This window comes from Nonomuraea sp. NPDC004354 (genome assembly GCF_053602555.1).
Map to the genome: position 1 here is coordinate 61551 of NZ_JBSGDV010000002.1, position 15325 is coordinate 76875.

Genomic DNA, 15325 nt, shown 5'->3' on the forward strand with positions numbered 1-15325 from the left:
CCGGGAGTGGAGGAGACCCCATGACGACGGCCAAGACCGCGCCTGCTGCGGAAGAGAGGACGTACTCAGAGTCCGACCTCGTCCCCGTCCTCGAGACGCTTTTCGCATGGCGCGACGGTGACTTCCGCCGCCGGGTCCCGCATGCCCCTCCCGGGATACTGAGCGAGATCCGGCTGCTGCTCAACGAAGTGGCGGACCGCAGGGAGCACCTCAGCAACGAGCTGACGCGTGTGCGCAAGGAAGTGGTCAAGGAGGGGCGTTTCGGCGAGCGGCTGACCCCCGGCCCCGGTGTGGGGTCGTGGGCGGAGAGCGTCGAGTCCGTCAACGCCCTCATCGACGCGCTGGTCAGCCCCGTGACCGGAGCGGCCGACGTGATCGACGCCGTGGCCAAGGGCGATCTGACCCGCAGGATAGACCTCGACCGCTCGGCCAGGGGTGAGGTCAGGCGGCTCGGCAAGGCCATCAACGGCATGGTCGAGCAGCTGTCGCTGTTCAACAGCGAGGTGACCAGGGTGGCCCGCGAGGCGGGCACCGAGGGCAGGCTGGGCGGCGCCGCCAACGTCAAGGGCATGTCCGGCAGCTGGCGCGACCTGACCGAGGCCGTCAACACGATGTCGTCGCGCGTCTCGGCCCAGGTGCGCGACATCGCCGAGGTGACGACCGCCGTCGCGAAGGGCGACCTGAGCCGCAAGGTGACCGTCGACGCGGTCGGCGAGATGTTCGAGCTGAAGAACACCGTCAACACGATGGTCGACCAGCTGTCGGCCTTCGCCGAGGAGGTCACCCGTGTCGCCCGCGAGGTCGGCACCGAGGGACAGCTCGGCGGCCAGGCGCAGGTCAGCGGCGTGTCGGGGGTGTGGAAGGACCTCACCGACAACGTCAACTTCATGGCCAACAACCTGACCAACCAGGTACGCCAGATCGCCGCCGTCTCCACCGCCGTCGCCCAGGGAAACCTCACCAAGAAGATCACCGTCGACGCCCAGGGCGAGATCCTCCAGCTCAAGGACACCCTCAACACGATGGTCGACCAGCTGTCGTCCTTCGCCGACGAGGTCACCCGCGTCGCCCGCGAGGTCGGCACCGAGGGCAAGCTGGGCGGTCGCGCCGAGGTGAAGGGCGTCTCCGGCGTCTGGAAGGACCTCACCGACAACGTCAACTCGATGGCCAACAACCTGACCTACCAGGTGCGCAACATCGCCCAGGTCACCACGGCCGTCGCCAACGGCGACCTGACCCGCAAGATCGACGTCGACGCCCAGGGCGAGATCCTCGAGCTCAAGTCGACGATGAACACGATGGTCGACCAGCTGTCGTCGTTCGCCTCCGAGGTGACCCGTGTCGCCCGCGAGGTCGGCACCGAAGGACAGCTCGGCGGCCAGGCACAGGTGCGCGGCGTGTCCGGGGTGTGGAAGGACCTCACCGACAACGTCAACTTCATGGCCAACAACCTGACCAACCAGGTACGCCAGATCGCCGCCGTCTCCACCGCCGTCGCCCAGGGAAACCTCACCAAGAAGATCACCGTCGACGCCCAGGGCGAGATCCTCCAGCTCAAGGACACCCTCAACACGATGGTCGACCAGCTGTCGTCCTTCGCCGACGAGGTCACCCGCGTCGCCCGCGAGGTCGGCACCGAAGGACAGCTCGGCGGCCAGGCCCGGGTGCAGGGCGTGTCCGGGGTGTGGAAGGACCTCACCGACAACGTCAACTTCATGGCCAACAACCTGACCTACCAGGTGCGCAACATCGCCGAGGTCACCACGGCCGTCGCCAACGGCGACCTGACCCGCAAGATCGACGTCGACGCCCAGGGCGAGATCCTGGCGCTGAAGACCACCATCAACAAGATGGTGGACCAGCTGTCGTCCTTCGCCGACGAGGTCACCCGCGTCGCCCGCGAGGTCGGCACCGAGGGACAGCTCGGCGGCCAGGCCAGGGTCGAGGGCCTCGAAGGCACCTGGAAGCGCCTGACCGAGAGCGTGAACGAGCTGGCCGGCAACCTGACGACGCAGGTCCGCGCCATCGCCACCGTGACGAGCGCCGTCGCCCAGGGCGACCTGACCCGCTCGATCGCCGTGGAGGCGCAGGGCGAGCTGGCCGAGCTCAAGGACAACGTCAACTTCATGGTGGCCAACCTCCGCGAGACCACCCAGGCCAACCAGGAACAGGACTGGCTGAAGTCCAACCTGGCCCGCATCTCGCGCCTCATGCAGGGTCACCGCGACCTCATGGAGGTCGCCAAGCTGATCATGAGCGAGCTGACGCCGCTCGTCTCGGCCCGCTTCGGCGCCTTCTACGGCGTCGACAACAGCGTCGCGGAGCACGACCTCATCCTCATCGGCGGCTACGGCGTGCGGCCCGACCGCTCGCCACGCCAGCGGTTCGCCCTCGGCGAGGGCATCGTCGGCCAGGCCGCGGTGGAGGGGCGGCCGATAGTCCTCGACGACGTGCCGGCCGGGTTCATCACCATCGACAGCGGGCTCAGCCAGTCCACGCCCGCGCAGATCGTCGTGCTGCCGATCCTGTTCGAGAGCCGCGTGCTCGGCGTGCTGGAGCTGGCCTCCTTCACCAAGTTCGGCGAGGTCCACCTCGACTTCCTGACCCAGCTCGTCGAGACCATCGGCGTCACGATGAACACCATCATCGCCAACTCCCGCACCGAGGACCTGCTGAAGGAGTCGCAGCGCCTGACCACCGAGCTGCAGGAGCGCTCCGACGAGCTGCAGCGCCAGCAGGAGGAGCTGCGCCGGTCCAACTCCGAGCTGGAGGAGAAGGCGGGGCTGCTGGCCAAGCAGAACCGCGCCATCGAGATCCAGAACTTCCAGATCGAGCAGGCCCGGCGCACGCTGGAGGAGCGCGCCGAGCAGCTGGCCGTCTCCTCGCGCTACAAGTCCGAGTTCCTCGCCAACATGTCGCACGAGCTGCGCACCCCGCTCAACAGCCTGCTCGTGCTGGCCAAGCTGCTGACCGAGAACGCCGAGGGCAACCTCACCTCCCAGCAGGTCGAGTTCGCCCGCACGATCCACGGGGCGGGCTCGGCGCTGCTGCAGCTCATCAACGACATGCTCGACCTGTCCAAGGTCGAGGCCGGGCGCATGGACATCCATCCCGCCCAACTGTCGCTGCCGAAGCTGGTCGACTACGTCGAGGCCGCCTTCGCGCCGCTGGCGCAGGACAAGGGGCTCGCCTTCATCGTCGAGGTGGATCCCCGGGTGCCGCAGGAGCTGCGCACCGACGAGCAACGCCTGCAACAGGTGCTGCGCAACCTGCTGTCCAACGCGGTCAAGTTCACCCCCAAGGGCGAGGTACGGCTGCGCGTGGTGCCCGCGCCACGCGAGGTCGACTACGACGACGACACCCTGCGCCTGGCCGACGGCCTGATCGCCTTCCAGGTGGTCGACACCGGCATCGGCATCGCGCCGGACAAGCTGGAGATCATCTTCGAGGCGTTCCGCCAGGCCGACGGCACCACCAGCCGCAAGTACGGCGGCACGGGTCTCGGCCTGTCGATCTGCCGGGAGATCGCCAGGCTGCTCGGCGGCGAGATCCACGTCGACAGCGAGCTCGGCGCCGGCAGCACGTTCACCCTCTACCTGCCGACCGACTACGCGGGCCCGCTGGTCGCGCGCGACGGCGGGGCGGCCCGCAGGCAGGTGCTGACCATGCAGGTCGAGCAGCAGAGCCCGATGGTCGTGCCCGAGCCGCCGATGCCGCTCGACCTGCCGCTGCCCGAGGTCGTCCAGCCGGCGAGCAGGCAGCAGTGGCAGGGCGACGACCCGCTCGACGGCGCCAAGATCCTCATCGTCGACGACGACATCCGCAACGTGTTCGCGCTGACCAGCGTGCTGGAGCGGCACGGCTCCACGGTCGTCTACGCGGAGAACGGCCGCGAGGGGATCGAGCAGCTCGAGCGCAACGAGGACGTGGCGCTCGTCCTCATGGACATCATGATGCCGGAGATGGACGGTTGGGCCACGACGTCGGCCATCCGGCGCATGCCGCAGTTCGCCGATCTGCCGATCATCGCGCTGACCGCCAAGGTCATGCGGGGTGACAGGGAGAAGAGCATCGCGTCCGGCGCCTCCGACTACGTGCCGAAACCGGTCGACGTCGACCAGCTGCTCGAACGGCTGCGCGGTTGGCTCAGCCGAGGGCGGGTGTCCGACACGGCGGAAGAGGCGTAACAGATGGCAGAACGGGCCAAGATCCTCCTGGTCGACGACCGCGAGGAGAACCTCATCGCCCTCGAGGCGATTCTCAGCTCGCTCGACCTGACGCCGGTGCGCGCCAAGTCGGGCGAGGAGGCGCTCAAGGCGCTGCTCGGCACCGAGTTCGCGCTGATCCTGCTCGACGTGCGGATGCCGGGCATGGACGGGTTCGAGACGGCGGCGCACATCAAGCGGCGCGAGCGTACCCGCAACATTCCGATCATCTTCCTGACCGTCGTCGACAGCGCCCCCGACTACGCCTTCCGCGGCTACGCGGCGGGCGCGGTCGACTACCTCACCAAGCCGTTCGACCCGTGGGTGCTCAGGGCGAAGGTGTCGGTGTTCGTCGAGCTCTACAACATGCACAAGCGGCTGACCGAGCAGGCGGCGCTGCTGCGCGAACGGCTGGCGGGCGAGCTGCCGCCGGGCAACGGCACCGCCCAGCCCGCCGTGCTGCCCGAGCTGTCGAGGCGCCTGACGGCCGTGGAGGACGAGTTGGAGCGGGTGCGGGAGCTGGCCCGCAAGTCGGCCGACCCGTCGCTCTCCGCGCCGCTGTCGGACCTGTCCGAACGGGTGGCGCACCTGCGCGCGGGCTTCGACGCCCTCAGCTGAGGGCAGCGCCGGCCGTGGTCGCGCGGCCGGTCCCGCCGGATCACACCGTGAGCACGATCTTGCCGCCGGCGTTCCTCCCCTCGAGGAGGCGTAGCGCGTCGGCGGCCTCGGCCAGCGGAAGCGTCCGCGTGATCGCCGGGGCGATCTTCCCCGCCGCGACGAGCCCGACCAGGTGGTCCAGGTCCTCGACGCTGCGCCTGACGATCAGCCCGCGCAGCTTCTGGCGCAGGAACGGCGAGGTGACGGCCACGGCGAGCAGCCGCGGCAGCGGGCCGAGCACCGCGCCCCGGGTGCCGTTGGAGGAGATGTAGACCCCCTCCGGGGCGAGCACCCGGCGGAAGGCCGACAGCGAGTGGTCGGCCGCCAGGTCGATGATCGTGTCGAAGCGGGTCGAGCCCCGCGTGACGTCCTCGCGGGTGTGGTCGATGACGTGGTGGGCGCCGAGCGAGCGCACCAGGTCCACGTTGCGGGTGCCGCAGACGCCGGTGACCTGCGCGCCGAGCGTCCTGGCCAGCTGGACGGCGAAGCTGCCGACCCCGCCGGAGGCCCCGTTGACCAGCACCGTCGTGCCGGGTCCCACCTGGCCGAGGCGTACCGCCTGGAGGGCGGTCGTGCCCGCGACCGGCAGGCTGGCCGCCTGCTCGAACGTCACCCCGGCGGGCTTGCGCGCCAGGTGCGCTTCCGGCGCCGCCACGTACTCGGCGAAACCCCGCTGGTCCATCTCGCCGCACACCTCGTCGCCGACCTGCAAGCCGGTCACCTTGGCGCCGACCTGCTCCACGGTGCCGGCGATGTCGCGGCCCAGCACGGTCTCCCTGGGGCGGCGCAACCCGAACCAGGCGCGGGCGATGTACGGCGAGCCGCGCATGACCAGCCGGTCGGCGGCGTTGACCGAGGCCGCGCGGACCCGCACGAGCACCTGGTCGTCGCCGATGACTGGCCGGTCGACGTCGGTGTGGCGCAGGACGTCGGCCGGGCCGTACTTCTCGTAGACGATCGCTTTCACGGAGGCTCCTCTTGTCGGGATCAGCTCTCAGGACGGGACGGTTTCCGGGCAGGGGCGGTCGCGCCGGCGGGTTCGCCCGGCGCGGCGGGAGTCGGGGCATGGGCGGTCACGCCGGCGGGCCCCCGGCGTGGCACGGGTCAGGACAAGTGGTCGCGCCGGCGGGTTCACCCGGCGCGGCCGGAGTCGGGGTATGGGCGGTCACGCCGGCGGGCCCCCGGCGTGGCACGGGTCAGGACAAGTGGTCGCGCCGGCGGGCTCGCCCGGCGTGGCGGGGATCGGCGCAGGGGCGGTCGCGCCGGCAGGTCTACCGGCGTGGCGCGGGTCGGGTGTCGGGCGCGGCTGGGGTGTCAGGACGCGGGGTCGGGTCAGGGCGCGGGCCGGGTCAGGTCGCGGGTCGGGGTCAGGGGCCGGGCGGTAGGGCGGGGTCGGGGAGGCGGTGGCGGGGCGGGCGGGGTGGTCGCTCAGCGGCGGAGCGCTCGGGTGAGCCCTTCGACGACGGTGTGGATGATCGTGCCGACGGAGATCACGATGAGTCCGGTGTCGATCCAGCCGGGGACGCTCGACGGCCATCCCGCCGCCGCCACGAAGGCCGGGTTGAGCACCCGGTGGGTCGCCGCGAGCCAGATCAGCATGACGGCCGAGGGGACGCCGACGAGCAACCCCACGACGGCGACGGGAACGCTCCATTTCAGGTAGTACCCCGCGAAGGAGAAGCCGAGGCTCGCGATCACGAGGGCGATGAAGAGGTGGACGAGGCCGGTCTCCCACAGCCAGGGCGACAGCACGCCGACGGGGTGGCCGTCGGCGTCGGTCTCGGGGCTGACCACCGGCGAGAGCAGGATGAGCGTCGTGCAGAGGACCGTGAGCACGGTCTCGGTCACCAGCTCGCCGTAGCGGGCGCGGCGGCTGGGCGGTTCGGGGAGGGCTGCGGGGGTCCATCGCCGGGCCGCCGCCCGGCGGAGGGCGGGCGTGCGTTCGAGGATCGCGAAGACCAGCGTCGTCCAGAAGGCGATGTGGACGCCGGTGGTGAGCGCCGCGCCGAGGGTGTCGCCGAGCACGGTGAGAGGGGTGCCGCCGTTGAGTCCGCGCACGAGCCCGACGGTCGCGGCGACGACGGGCACGATGGTGGCGAGCAGGGCGGTCAGCAGCCGCGTGTAGTCGAGGAAGAGCGCGGGGCCGATGAGCTGGAGCGGGCGGTCGGCGTAGCCGGCGGCCAGCCGTACCGGATCGCCGAGCTCGGCCAGCACCGCGCGCTCGGCCTGGGCGGGATCGGCTCCGGTCTCCAGGTGGTCGTCGACGGCGTCGGCGATCGAGGCGCGCAGTTCCTTCTCGATGTCGGGGCGCTGCCGGGCGGGCAGGCGGCTCAGGGCCGCCTCGACGTAGCGGTCGGTGAGGCTGCTCGCGATGGTCATGACTCGCCTTTCAGGGTGCGCAGCGCGGTGTCGAGCTCGTCCCAGTCACGGCTCAGGGTGTCGGCGAGCGCGGTGCCGGCGTCGCTCGTGCGGTAGAACTTGCGCGGCCGCGACTCCTCGGTGTTCCAGTCGCTGGTCAGCAGCCTCTGCTTCTCGAGCCGGCGCAGGAGCGGGTAGAGGGTATTGGCGTCGACGGTGAAGCCTTGCCGGTCGAGCAGGTCGAGCAGCGCGTACCCGTAGTTGGGTCGCTTGAGGATGAGCAGGCACGCGAGCACGACGGTGCCGCGCCGAAGCTCCTGCAGGTGCACGGAGAGCAGCTCATCGTCTAGCATGCGACTCACAATAGTGTGTGGCACACACTATTGCAACGCACGACCCCTCGAAGGGGGCGCAACGGGCCCCGTCCCAGGGGTGGTGGTCTACCGGCGGGCGCGCTCCAGCGCGTCCCAGAAGCCGCGGCGCAGCGCGTGGCGGACCTCGTCGTGCAGCAGGAAGTCGATCGGCAGCGAGGAGCCCTGCAACAACCGCGCCTCCAGGTCGGACGGCATGCGCGGCTTGCGGGCCAGCACGGCCTCCAGCCACAGCGCGGGCGCGTCGCGGGCCACGGACTCGCCGAAGTCGTGCCCCTCCTTGTGCGCCGCCTTCACCGCGTCGGCCAGGGTGGTCGCCCCGCCGGCGGCGGGGGCGGCCGCGGCGGCGACGGGGGCGGGCTGCGGCCCGGTGTACGGGCCGAGCTGCGACGGCTGGTAGGCGCCGGGCGGCGAGGAGTACTGGCCCGTGGTCTGCATCGGGCCGGTCGGGCCGTGCGAGACCGGAGGAGTGTGCGAGACGGGCGGAGTATGCGAGACGGGCGGAGTGTGCGAGACGGCCGGCGCGGCGGGTGCGGCCGGCGCGGACTGTACAGGCTGTACGGGCTGTACAGGCTGCGCGGGCGCGGGCTGCGGCTGCGGCGCGGACGGCGGCTCCGCCTGATAGCTCGGGTAGGCGGGCAGCGCGGGCGGCGGCGTCTGCGCCAGGCTCGGCGCGGACGGCGTCGGCACGGACGGCGTGGCCGGGGGCAGCTGCTGGCTCTGCGCGGGCGCGCCGGGCAGGTGCGCGGCGTGGTTGGCGGACTGCACGGACGGCGCCGGCGACTGGGCCGGCGGTGCCTGCGTACTCGGCGGCAGCGCGTGAGCGGCCTGGCCGTTGCTGACGGGTTGGGCTCCGTTGACGGCATCGGTGGTGCCGGAGACGAGGTTGACGTAGGGCCGCAGGTGGACGCCACCGATCTCGATGAGGTCGTCGCTCTCCTGGCGCAGCGACCGCGACACCGCCCAGCCGCCGTCGGCGGCGATGTGGACGACGGTGACCCGGATGCCGAGATCCTGGGCGTCGCAGACCACCTGGGCCAGGTCCTCGTCGCCGCTGACCACGACCGCGTCGCAGATCGCGCTGTTGCGGGCCAGCGTCATCAGGTCGCGGTGCACCTGGGCGTCGACGCCCTCGCGGCGGCCCGGCCTGATGCGCGAGAGGCGGAGCTTCAACCCGGGGATGTCGGCGAGCACGTCGTGCTCGGGCGTCCGCCTGCCCTCGACCGTGGCCTCGTACCAGTAGCACCGCAGCAGCGGCAGGCCCGTGCGCTCGCGCGACAGGTTGGTCATCAGCTGCAGCAGGCCCGGGTAGTCCCACGAGACGGCCTCGCGATGGCGGGTCCCATGCACGGCCATCGCGCCGTCGGCCAGCAGATAGCCGGCGTCCACGAACAGCGCGCAGCGATCCACTGACACCGCCCCTTTCTTCTGGCCCGACCCCTACCGGCTCCGCACCGCCAGAGCCGGGCTCGGCGGCCCACTCTCAGGGTAATGAAGCATCTGATCGTTCGAGGGTGAATCCCGGCGAATCGGCGTGACGCCAGCGGATTCCCGCAGACCGTACCAGTTTGTCCAGTTCGCGGTCACGACCTGGCAGGCACGCTGACGGCCGCCACGCCGAACAGGACGACGTCGCGTTTCGTCGAGATCGTCAGCGCCGGGCGGTCCGGCAGCTCGGCGCTGAAGGAGTCGACGTCGACGCCGAACGTCATCCCCGCCGCGCCGTTGGCGGAGCTGTCGAAGACGTTGTCCGCGTCGCGGTCACCACCGGTGGAGGCGCCGGCCGACACCCGGTCGCCGTGGAGGTCGGCATCGCCCTCCCAGGTCACCAGCTCGATGTCGGCCGGGCTCGCCGCCGGGAACAGCCCGCCGAGCGGCAGCTCCAGTCGCGGCTGCGCACCGCCGACGACCGTGGCGGTGTCGAGGACCACCGCCTGGCTGTACGGCCGGCGCGGGTCGGTGGCGATCACCACGAGGCTCCACCCCGCGTGCTCGGAGACCCCCTCCCGCATCGGCGCGTCGGCCGCCCACCACGCCCCGGCGCTCCTGCCGTCGCTGACCAGCTCCGTCACGTCGGCGAAGGCCTGGTAGGCCGAGCCCGTGGGCAGCTCCCGTTCCGTCACCCGGTCGGGGAGGACCGTCCGGTAGCGCCTGGACCCCGCCGCCCTGAACTTGATCGGGCCCGCCTGCCGCACGCTGGCCGACCAGTAGAGCCCCGCCCAGACGACCCGCCCGCCGTCCGGCAGCTCCAGCCAGGCGCCGCTGGAGGAGTCCGTCGACGGCACGTCGTCGGCGTCGACGGACCGCATCGGCCACAGGTCGTTGTCGCGCCTGCCGCTCTCCCGTGCCAGCCGCGCCTCCCCGCATCCCTCGCGCTCGGGCGGGCAGGTCAGCAGCGTGTTGCCGACCGCCTTGACGACGACCTTGCCGTCCGTGGCGAACCGCGCCGCCGCCCCCTCAGCCTTCACCCCCGCGCTCGCGCGCGCGTCGACGTTGACGCCGCCCGAGGAGATCCGTACGGCCGGGCCCGTCCCCTCGGGAGCATTGGCGGACACCTGGACCCGCAGAAAGACGGCCGTCGACCGGCCCGCGGCCAGCGGGCCCCGCACGCACCTGGCGCCGCCGCCCGCCGGGGCGCACGACCAGCCGTCGACCGTGCCGACGGGCTCGACGACACCGGCCGCGCTGCCCCTCGCCTGGGCGGGGACCAGCGTCACGCCTGGCGGCAGGTCGACCAGTGCGACGAGCTCGTCGCTGGCGGAGCCGCCGGTGTTGCGCAGCCGTACCGCGACGATGCCGGGCTCGGACTTGATCAGCGCGCCGAGCGGATGGATCGAGGCCCGGAGCCAGGGCGCGCCCTGCCGCTTGGCGGTGACGGGCGTGTCGGCGGGCGGCGGCACCAGCCGCGGCCGGAGCCTGGGCCTGGGCGCGGGTGGTGCGGTCGGGGGTGGCGCCGGCGAGGACCTGACGGCGGCCGCCGGCTGCATGTGGGCGGCCGGCAGCGGCTTGTCGTCGGCGGCCAGGACCAGGACGGCCGCCGCCGCCACCGCCACCGTGGCACCACCCGCCACCGCGGCCTGGCGGCCCTTGGGCACCCGCCTGATCCACCCGAGCGTGGACAGCAGACCGCTGTCCGTGGCCCCCGTCCTGGTCAGGCCCGCGACGTAGGCGGCGTAGGCGGGTCCGGCGACCAGGGGGCCGACGACGGTGCGCAGGCACTGGTCGATGTCGGCCAGGTCGAGCAGGATCTCCCGGCATTCCGCGCAGTCGTCGACGTGGTGGTCGACGCTCCTGCTCTCCCGCTTGGACAGCCCGCCCCGCACATGGACGTCCAGCCTGCCGAGCACGGGCCGGCACGGCTGGCGCGGTGTCCCCGCCAGATGCAGCTGCACGTACGCCTGGCGCAGCCCCTCCCTCGCCCGGTAGGCCAGCGCCGCCACTCCGTTGGCCGACAGGCCGAGCATCGGGGCGATCTCGGCGGGCTTGGCGCCCTCGACCTCGGTGTGCCAGAGCACGAGCCGCCAGCGTTCGGGCAGCGACTGGAACGCCCTGGCGACCAGTGACCTCTCCAGCCCGGCCAGCGCGGGATCGACGAAGGGCACGCCGGGGTCGAACGCCTCGATCTCCCCCGTGGTCACCTGGCGGCTCTCCACGCGGCCCCTGTCGTAGACCGTGCGGCGCACGACCGTGAGCAGGTACGGCCGGAAGGCCGCCTCGGGCCCGCCGCCGCGCCCGACCAAATCGATGATCTTGGTGAAGGACTCCGCGACGACGTCCTCGACCGCGTCCTCGCCCCTGACCAGCTGGCGGGCCAGCGAGCGCGCGGCGCCGACGTGTCGCTGCCAGAGCTCGCCGAACGCGGCCGCGTTGCCCGCACGCGCGGTGCCAAGGAGATCCGCATCACTTCGCGGTGATTCGACACTCATAGTGACCTCACGATTACCTGGAGTTGCCGAACGCATCATTCCGCATTCCGCGTCATGACTAACCCCTAAGACCGTCTTTGACTGCGAGAGGTCTGCCGGAGAGGAGGAGTGGCGCTTCCGTCGGCCGAGCGCCGCGCATCAGATGGGTGAGAGGGATCCGCAGAGACTGTCCGTGCTGTGGCGCGCGGCCAGCATGGCCGCCGGCTGGGCCGTACCCGGCGACTGGTGGACGCCTGCCGTCGAGCAGACGATCAGGGCCGTGACCGGAGGGCAGGGCCTGGCCCGCGCCTGCATGGCCCTCGGTGACGCCCGCGCCCGCGCAGGCGTCGGCATCGCCGAGGGCATGACGGACCTCGCCGCGCTGTTCCACGCCCGCGGCGAGGCAGGGCCGCCGCTGGCCGCCCTGCGTTCCTTCGCCAGCGGATGGGTGGAGGCCGAACTGGCACCCATGGCGGACCTGCGCTGCGAGGACCCGCTGACCGGCCTGGTCGGCCTCGCCTACCTGCGCACCCGGCTGGCCGAGGTCTACCGCGAGGGCGTCGCCCGCCGCCACCGCCTCGTCGTCGTCACCCTGACCGTCACCGACGCGTGGGACCGCATCGCCGCCATGCTGCGCCTGGCCGCCCTGCTGCGGGAGGTCTTCCCCCGTGGCGAGACCCTCGTACGGCTCGGCCCCGCCCGAGCGGGCGCGCTGACCACCAGGCCGGCGACCCGGCGGCTGCGGCAGGCCGGCGCCGTCGACGTCCTGACCCTCCCCGACCGCTATGGTGACGCGCTGGCGACCCTAAGCTTGTGGGCATGAGTGACCGCGAGAACCTGCTGGCCGAGATCCTGAAGAAGGCCGTCGTGCACGGCAAGGTCGTGCTCTCCTCGGGCATGGAGGCCGACTTCTACCTCGACCTGCGGCGCATCACGCTCGACGGCACGGCCGCGCCGCTCGTCGGCGGGGTCATGCTCGACCTCACGGCCGACCTCGACTACGACGCTGTCGGCGGTCTCACGCTGGGCGCCGACCCGGTCGCCGGTGCCATGATGCACGCGGCCGCCGCGCGGGGCCGTGCCCTCGACGCCTTCGTGGTGCGCAAGACGCAGAAGACGCACGGCATGCAGCGCCGGATCGAGGGCCCCGACATCGAGGGCCGCAGGGTCCTCGTCGTCGAGGACACCTCCACCACCGGCGGCTCCCCGCTGACCGCGGTCGCCGCGGCCCGCGAGGCGGGCGCCCACGTGGTCGCCGTCGCCACCATCGTCGAGCGCGGCGCGGCGGGCAGGATGGCCGAGGAGGGCATCGAGTACCGCAGCGCCTTCACCTTGCAGGACCTGGGGCTGAACGGCTGAGGGAGCCCCTCTCCCGCGGGTCTCACCCCGCGGGGTCCTGGGCCGAGCGCGTGACGGAGAACGTCTCGCGCTGACCCGCCCTGCCCGGCGGGCGGGGCTCGCCGTTCACGGTGACCTTCACCGTGCCGGCGTCCTCGAGGGCGACGTCGAGCTCGGCCTCGAAGAACGAGATCTCCTCGCCGCTGGTCAGGTCACGGTCGTTGAGCACGTCACCGCCGGGCACCCTGACCAGCACCGGCGGGCAGGTCTGCGCCGCGCACACGATGGAGAGCGTCGGCACCCGGCCCGCGGTCGTGACCGTCTGCCGCGGCGTCGCCGACGGCCGCGGCGCGGGGTCGGCGACCGACAGCACGGCCATGAGCGAGCGGATCCCGAGGAACACCAGAGCCACCAGCAGGACGGCCCCCACGCCGATCAGCGCCAGGCGGGCCGTCCCCATCGGATCGGTTCGATGCCGTCCCACAAGGGGGAGGGTAGCCAACGAGGTGGCCGCCCTCCGAGCGGCATCACGGAATGCGGTGGTGTTTGCCCTGCGGCTCGGGAACCGAACGGCCGCCGGCCCTGCGGCTCTTCACGACCTCGACGATGATCGGGATCACCGAGATCAGCACGATGAGGAAGACGCCGGGCAGGATGTACTTGTCGATCTGCTCCGGGTCGACCTGGTTGCCGAGGAAGTGGCCGATGAACAGCATGCTCTCGACCCACAGCAGGCCGCCGACCACGTTCCACACGAAGAACGTGCGCGCCGGCATCTCCAGCACGCCCGCGACCGGGTTCATGAACGTGCGGACGATGGGCACGAACCTGGCGATCACCACGGCCTTGGCGGGACCGAACTTGTCGAAGTAGTACTCGGCCTTGTCGACGTACTCGCGCTTGAACAACCGCGAGTCGGGCTTGTCGAACAGCTTGCGCCCGACCTTCGCGCCTATCAGATGGCCCAGTTGCGCGCCCGCCACCGCGCACAGCGGGGTGCCGATGACCAGCACGGGAAACGACAGCGGCTCGATGCCGATGCCCTTGGCCGCCGCGGCGGAGCTGAAGATGCCCGCGGCCACCAGCAGCGAATCACCCGGCAGGAAGAAGCCGATCAGCAGACCCGTCTCCGCGAAGATGATGGCGAGCACGCCGATGGTCGCGAACGCGCCGAGCATGGTGAGCCACCACTGCGGGTCCACGAGGTCCAGGATCGATTCCACGGGGTGAGCCTACCTGGAGGGTGGCCTTCATCGGGCGTGCGTTGTCACTACCCCAGCGGGTAAGGAGTTGGGAATACTGGGCACGCAGGCCGAATACATTCCAGGGAGCTGAACCATGCCTATCGCGACTCCAGAGGTCTACGCCGAGATGCTCGACCGGGCCAAAGCGGGCGGGTTCGCCTACCCGGCGATCAACGTGACCTCGTCGCAGACCTTGAACGCCGCCCTGCGCGGATTCGCCGAGGCCGAGAGCGACGGGATCATCCAGGTGTCCACCGGTGGCGCCGAGTTCCTCTCGGGCGCCACGGTGAAGGACATGGTGTCCGGAGCCGTGGCCCTGGCCGAGTACGCCAAAGTGGTGGCCAAGAACTACCCCGTCACCGTGGCGCTGCACACCGACCACTGCCCCAAGGACAAGCTCGACGGCTTCATGCGGCCGTTGATCGAGCTGTCCCTTGAGCGGGGTGGCGACCCGATCTTCAACTCCCACATGTGGGACGGCTCCGCCGTACCGCTGGAGGAGAACCTGTCGATCGCGCGCGAGCTGCTCGACAAGTGCCACCGGGCGAACATCGTCATGGAGATGGAGATCGGCGTCGTCGGCGGCGAGGAGGACGGCGTCGTCGGCGAGATCAACGAGAAGCTCTACACGACCGCCGAGGACGCGCTGGCCACAGCCGAGGCCGTCGGCATCGGCGAGAACGGCCGCTACATGCTCGCCGCGACGTTCGGCAACGTGCACGGCGTCTACAAGCCGGGCCACGTGAAGCTGCGCCCGACGGTGCTGAAGGAGATCCAGGAGGCGGTCGGCGCCAAGTACGGCAAGGAGAAGCCGTTCGACCTGGTCTTCCACGGCGGCTCCGGCTCGCTGCTGGAGGAGATCCACGAGGCGATCTCCTACGGTGTGGTGAAGATGAACATCGACACCGACACGCAGTACGCCTTCACCCGGCCGATCGCCGACCACATGTTCCGCAACTACGACGGGGTGCTGAAGGTCGACGGGGACGTCGGCAACAAGAAGGCCTACGACCCCCGCTCGTACGGCAAGACGGCGGAGGCCGGCATGGCGGCCAGGATCGTGCAGGCCTGCCAGGACCTGAAGTCGGCGGGCACCAAGCTCTGACGGCCGGGCGGTGACGCACCGGTCCGCGGGCGGACCGGTGCGGTGACCCGCTGATCCGCGGGCGGACCGCGGGCGTGCGAGGCGCCCGGCGCGTGACGCCGGGCGCCTGCGGGTCCTCGGTCAGGCGCGGACCAGGACGGTC

The 15325-nt window shown here is 71.5% G+C and carries 12 protein-coding genes; 5 read left to right on the plus strand and 7 right to left on the minus strand.

The genetic code is table 11. The annotated features are described in order from the left end of the window. Positions 1 to 20: 20 nt before the first annotated feature. Positions 21 to 4187, plus strand: a complete 4167-nt coding sequence (locus tag ACWENQ_RS05960; protein WP_449915572.1) for a HAMP domain-containing protein — start codon at positions 21 to 23, stop codon at positions 4185 to 4187. A gap of 3 nt (positions 4188 to 4190) precedes the next feature. Then, positions 4191 to 4823, plus strand: coding sequence for a response regulator (locus ACWENQ_RS05965; RefSeq protein WP_354920307.1), 633 nt, complete (start codon positions 4191 to 4193; stop codon positions 4821 to 4823). A 40-nt stretch (positions 4824 to 4863) separates the two neighbouring features. On the opposite strand, the gene ACWENQ_RS05970 is transcribed toward ACWENQ_RS05965, so the two are convergent. The 5 genes from ACWENQ_RS05970 to ACWENQ_RS05990 form a co-directional block, all read right to left on the minus strand. Next, positions 4864 to 5829, minus strand: coding sequence for an NAD(P)-dependent alcohol dehydrogenase (locus tag ACWENQ_RS05970; RefSeq protein ID WP_452413022.1), 966 nt, complete (start codon positions 5827 to 5829; stop codon positions 4864 to 4866). Between the two features lie 461 nt (positions 5830 to 6290). After that, complete coding sequence (locus tag ACWENQ_RS05975) at positions 6291 to 7241, minus strand: permease prefix domain 1-containing protein (RefSeq protein ID WP_452413023.1); 951 nt, start codon at positions 7239 to 7241, stop codon at positions 6291 to 6293. Continuing rightward, entirely contained in the window at positions 7238 to 7573 is a 336-nt protein-coding gene (locus ACWENQ_RS05980; RefSeq protein ID WP_452413024.1) for a PadR family transcriptional regulator, read from the minus strand. The genes ACWENQ_RS05975 and ACWENQ_RS05980 overlap by 4 nt, the downstream gene beginning before the upstream one ends. Positions 7574 to 7660: 87 nt before the next feature. Further along, positions 7661 to 9001, minus strand: a complete 1341-nt coding sequence (locus tag ACWENQ_RS05985; RefSeq protein WP_452413792.1) for an NYN domain-containing protein — start codon at positions 8999 to 9001, stop codon at positions 7661 to 7663. 173 nt (positions 9002 to 9174) lie between these two features. Further along, complete coding sequence (locus tag ACWENQ_RS05990) at positions 9175 to 11517, minus strand: sigma-70 family RNA polymerase sigma factor (protein WP_452413025.1); 2343 nt, start codon at positions 11515 to 11517, stop codon at positions 9175 to 9177. Positions 11518 to 11689: 172 nt separating this feature from the next. Between ACWENQ_RS05990 and ACWENQ_RS05995 the strand changes: the two genes are divergently transcribed. Next, positions 11690 to 12319 carry a hypothetical protein gene (locus tag ACWENQ_RS05995; RefSeq protein ID WP_449915583.1) on the plus strand — a complete coding sequence of 210 codons (630 nt, stop codon included), beginning with the start codon at positions 11690 to 11692 and terminating at the stop codon, positions 12317 to 12319. Next, positions 12316 to 12855, plus strand: coding sequence for an orotate phosphoribosyltransferase (locus ACWENQ_RS06000; protein WP_354920325.1), 540 nt, complete (start codon positions 12316 to 12318; stop codon positions 12853 to 12855). Before ACWENQ_RS05995 ends, ACWENQ_RS06000 begins: the two co-directional genes overlap by 4 nt. Positions 12856 to 12877: 22 nt before the next feature. Here ACWENQ_RS06000 and ACWENQ_RS06005 read toward each other — a convergent pair whose 3' ends face one another. Together ACWENQ_RS06005 and ACWENQ_RS06010 are read right to left on the minus strand one after the other, a co-directional pair. Then, on the minus strand, positions 12878 to 13318 hold the full coding sequence (locus tag ACWENQ_RS06005; protein ID WP_449915586.1) for a hypothetical protein: 441 nt from the start codon (positions 13316 to 13318) through the stop codon (positions 12878 to 12880). 43 nt (positions 13319 to 13361) lie between these two features. After that, positions 13362 to 14057, minus strand: coding sequence for a DedA family protein (locus ACWENQ_RS06010; RefSeq protein ID WP_449915588.1), 696 nt, complete (start codon positions 14055 to 14057; stop codon positions 13362 to 13364). A gap of 115 nt (positions 14058 to 14172) precedes the next feature. On the opposite strand from ACWENQ_RS06010, the gene fbaA reads away from it, so the two are divergent. Beyond that, positions 14173 to 15183: a class II fructose-bisphosphate aldolase gene (gene fbaA / locus ACWENQ_RS06015; RefSeq protein WP_354920334.1), complete on the plus strand. Its 1011-nt coding sequence runs from the start codon at positions 14173 to 14175 to the stop codon at positions 15181 to 15183. Positions 15184 to 15325: the final 142 nt, after the last annotated feature.

Coding starts and splice junctions, on each gene's coding strand:
- ACWENQ_RS05960 (WP_449915572.1), top strand. CDS start 21: ATGACGACGGCCAAGACCGCGCCTGCTGCGGAAGAGAGGACGTACTCA.
- ACWENQ_RS05965 (WP_354920307.1), top strand. CDS start 4,191: ATGGCAGAACGGGCCAAGATCCTCCTGGTCGACGACCGCGAGGAGAAC.
- ACWENQ_RS05975 (WP_452413023.1), bottom strand. CDS start 7,241: ATGACCATCGCGAGCAGCCTCACCGACCGCTACGTCGAGGCGGCCCTG.
- ACWENQ_RS05980 (WP_452413024.1), bottom strand. CDS start 7,573: ATGCTAGACGATGAGCTGCTCTCCGTGCACCTGCAGGAGCTTCGGCGC.
- ACWENQ_RS05990 (WP_452413025.1), bottom strand. CDS start 11,517: ATGAGTGTCGAATCACCGCGAAGTGATGCGGATCTCCTTGGCACCGCG.
- ACWENQ_RS06000 (WP_354920325.1), top strand. CDS start 12,316: ATGAGTGACCGCGAGAACCTGCTGGCCGAGATCCTGAAGAAGGCCGTC.
- fbaA (WP_354920334.1), top strand. CDS start 14,173: ATGCCTATCGCGACTCCAGAGGTCTACGCCGAGATGCTCGACCGGGCC.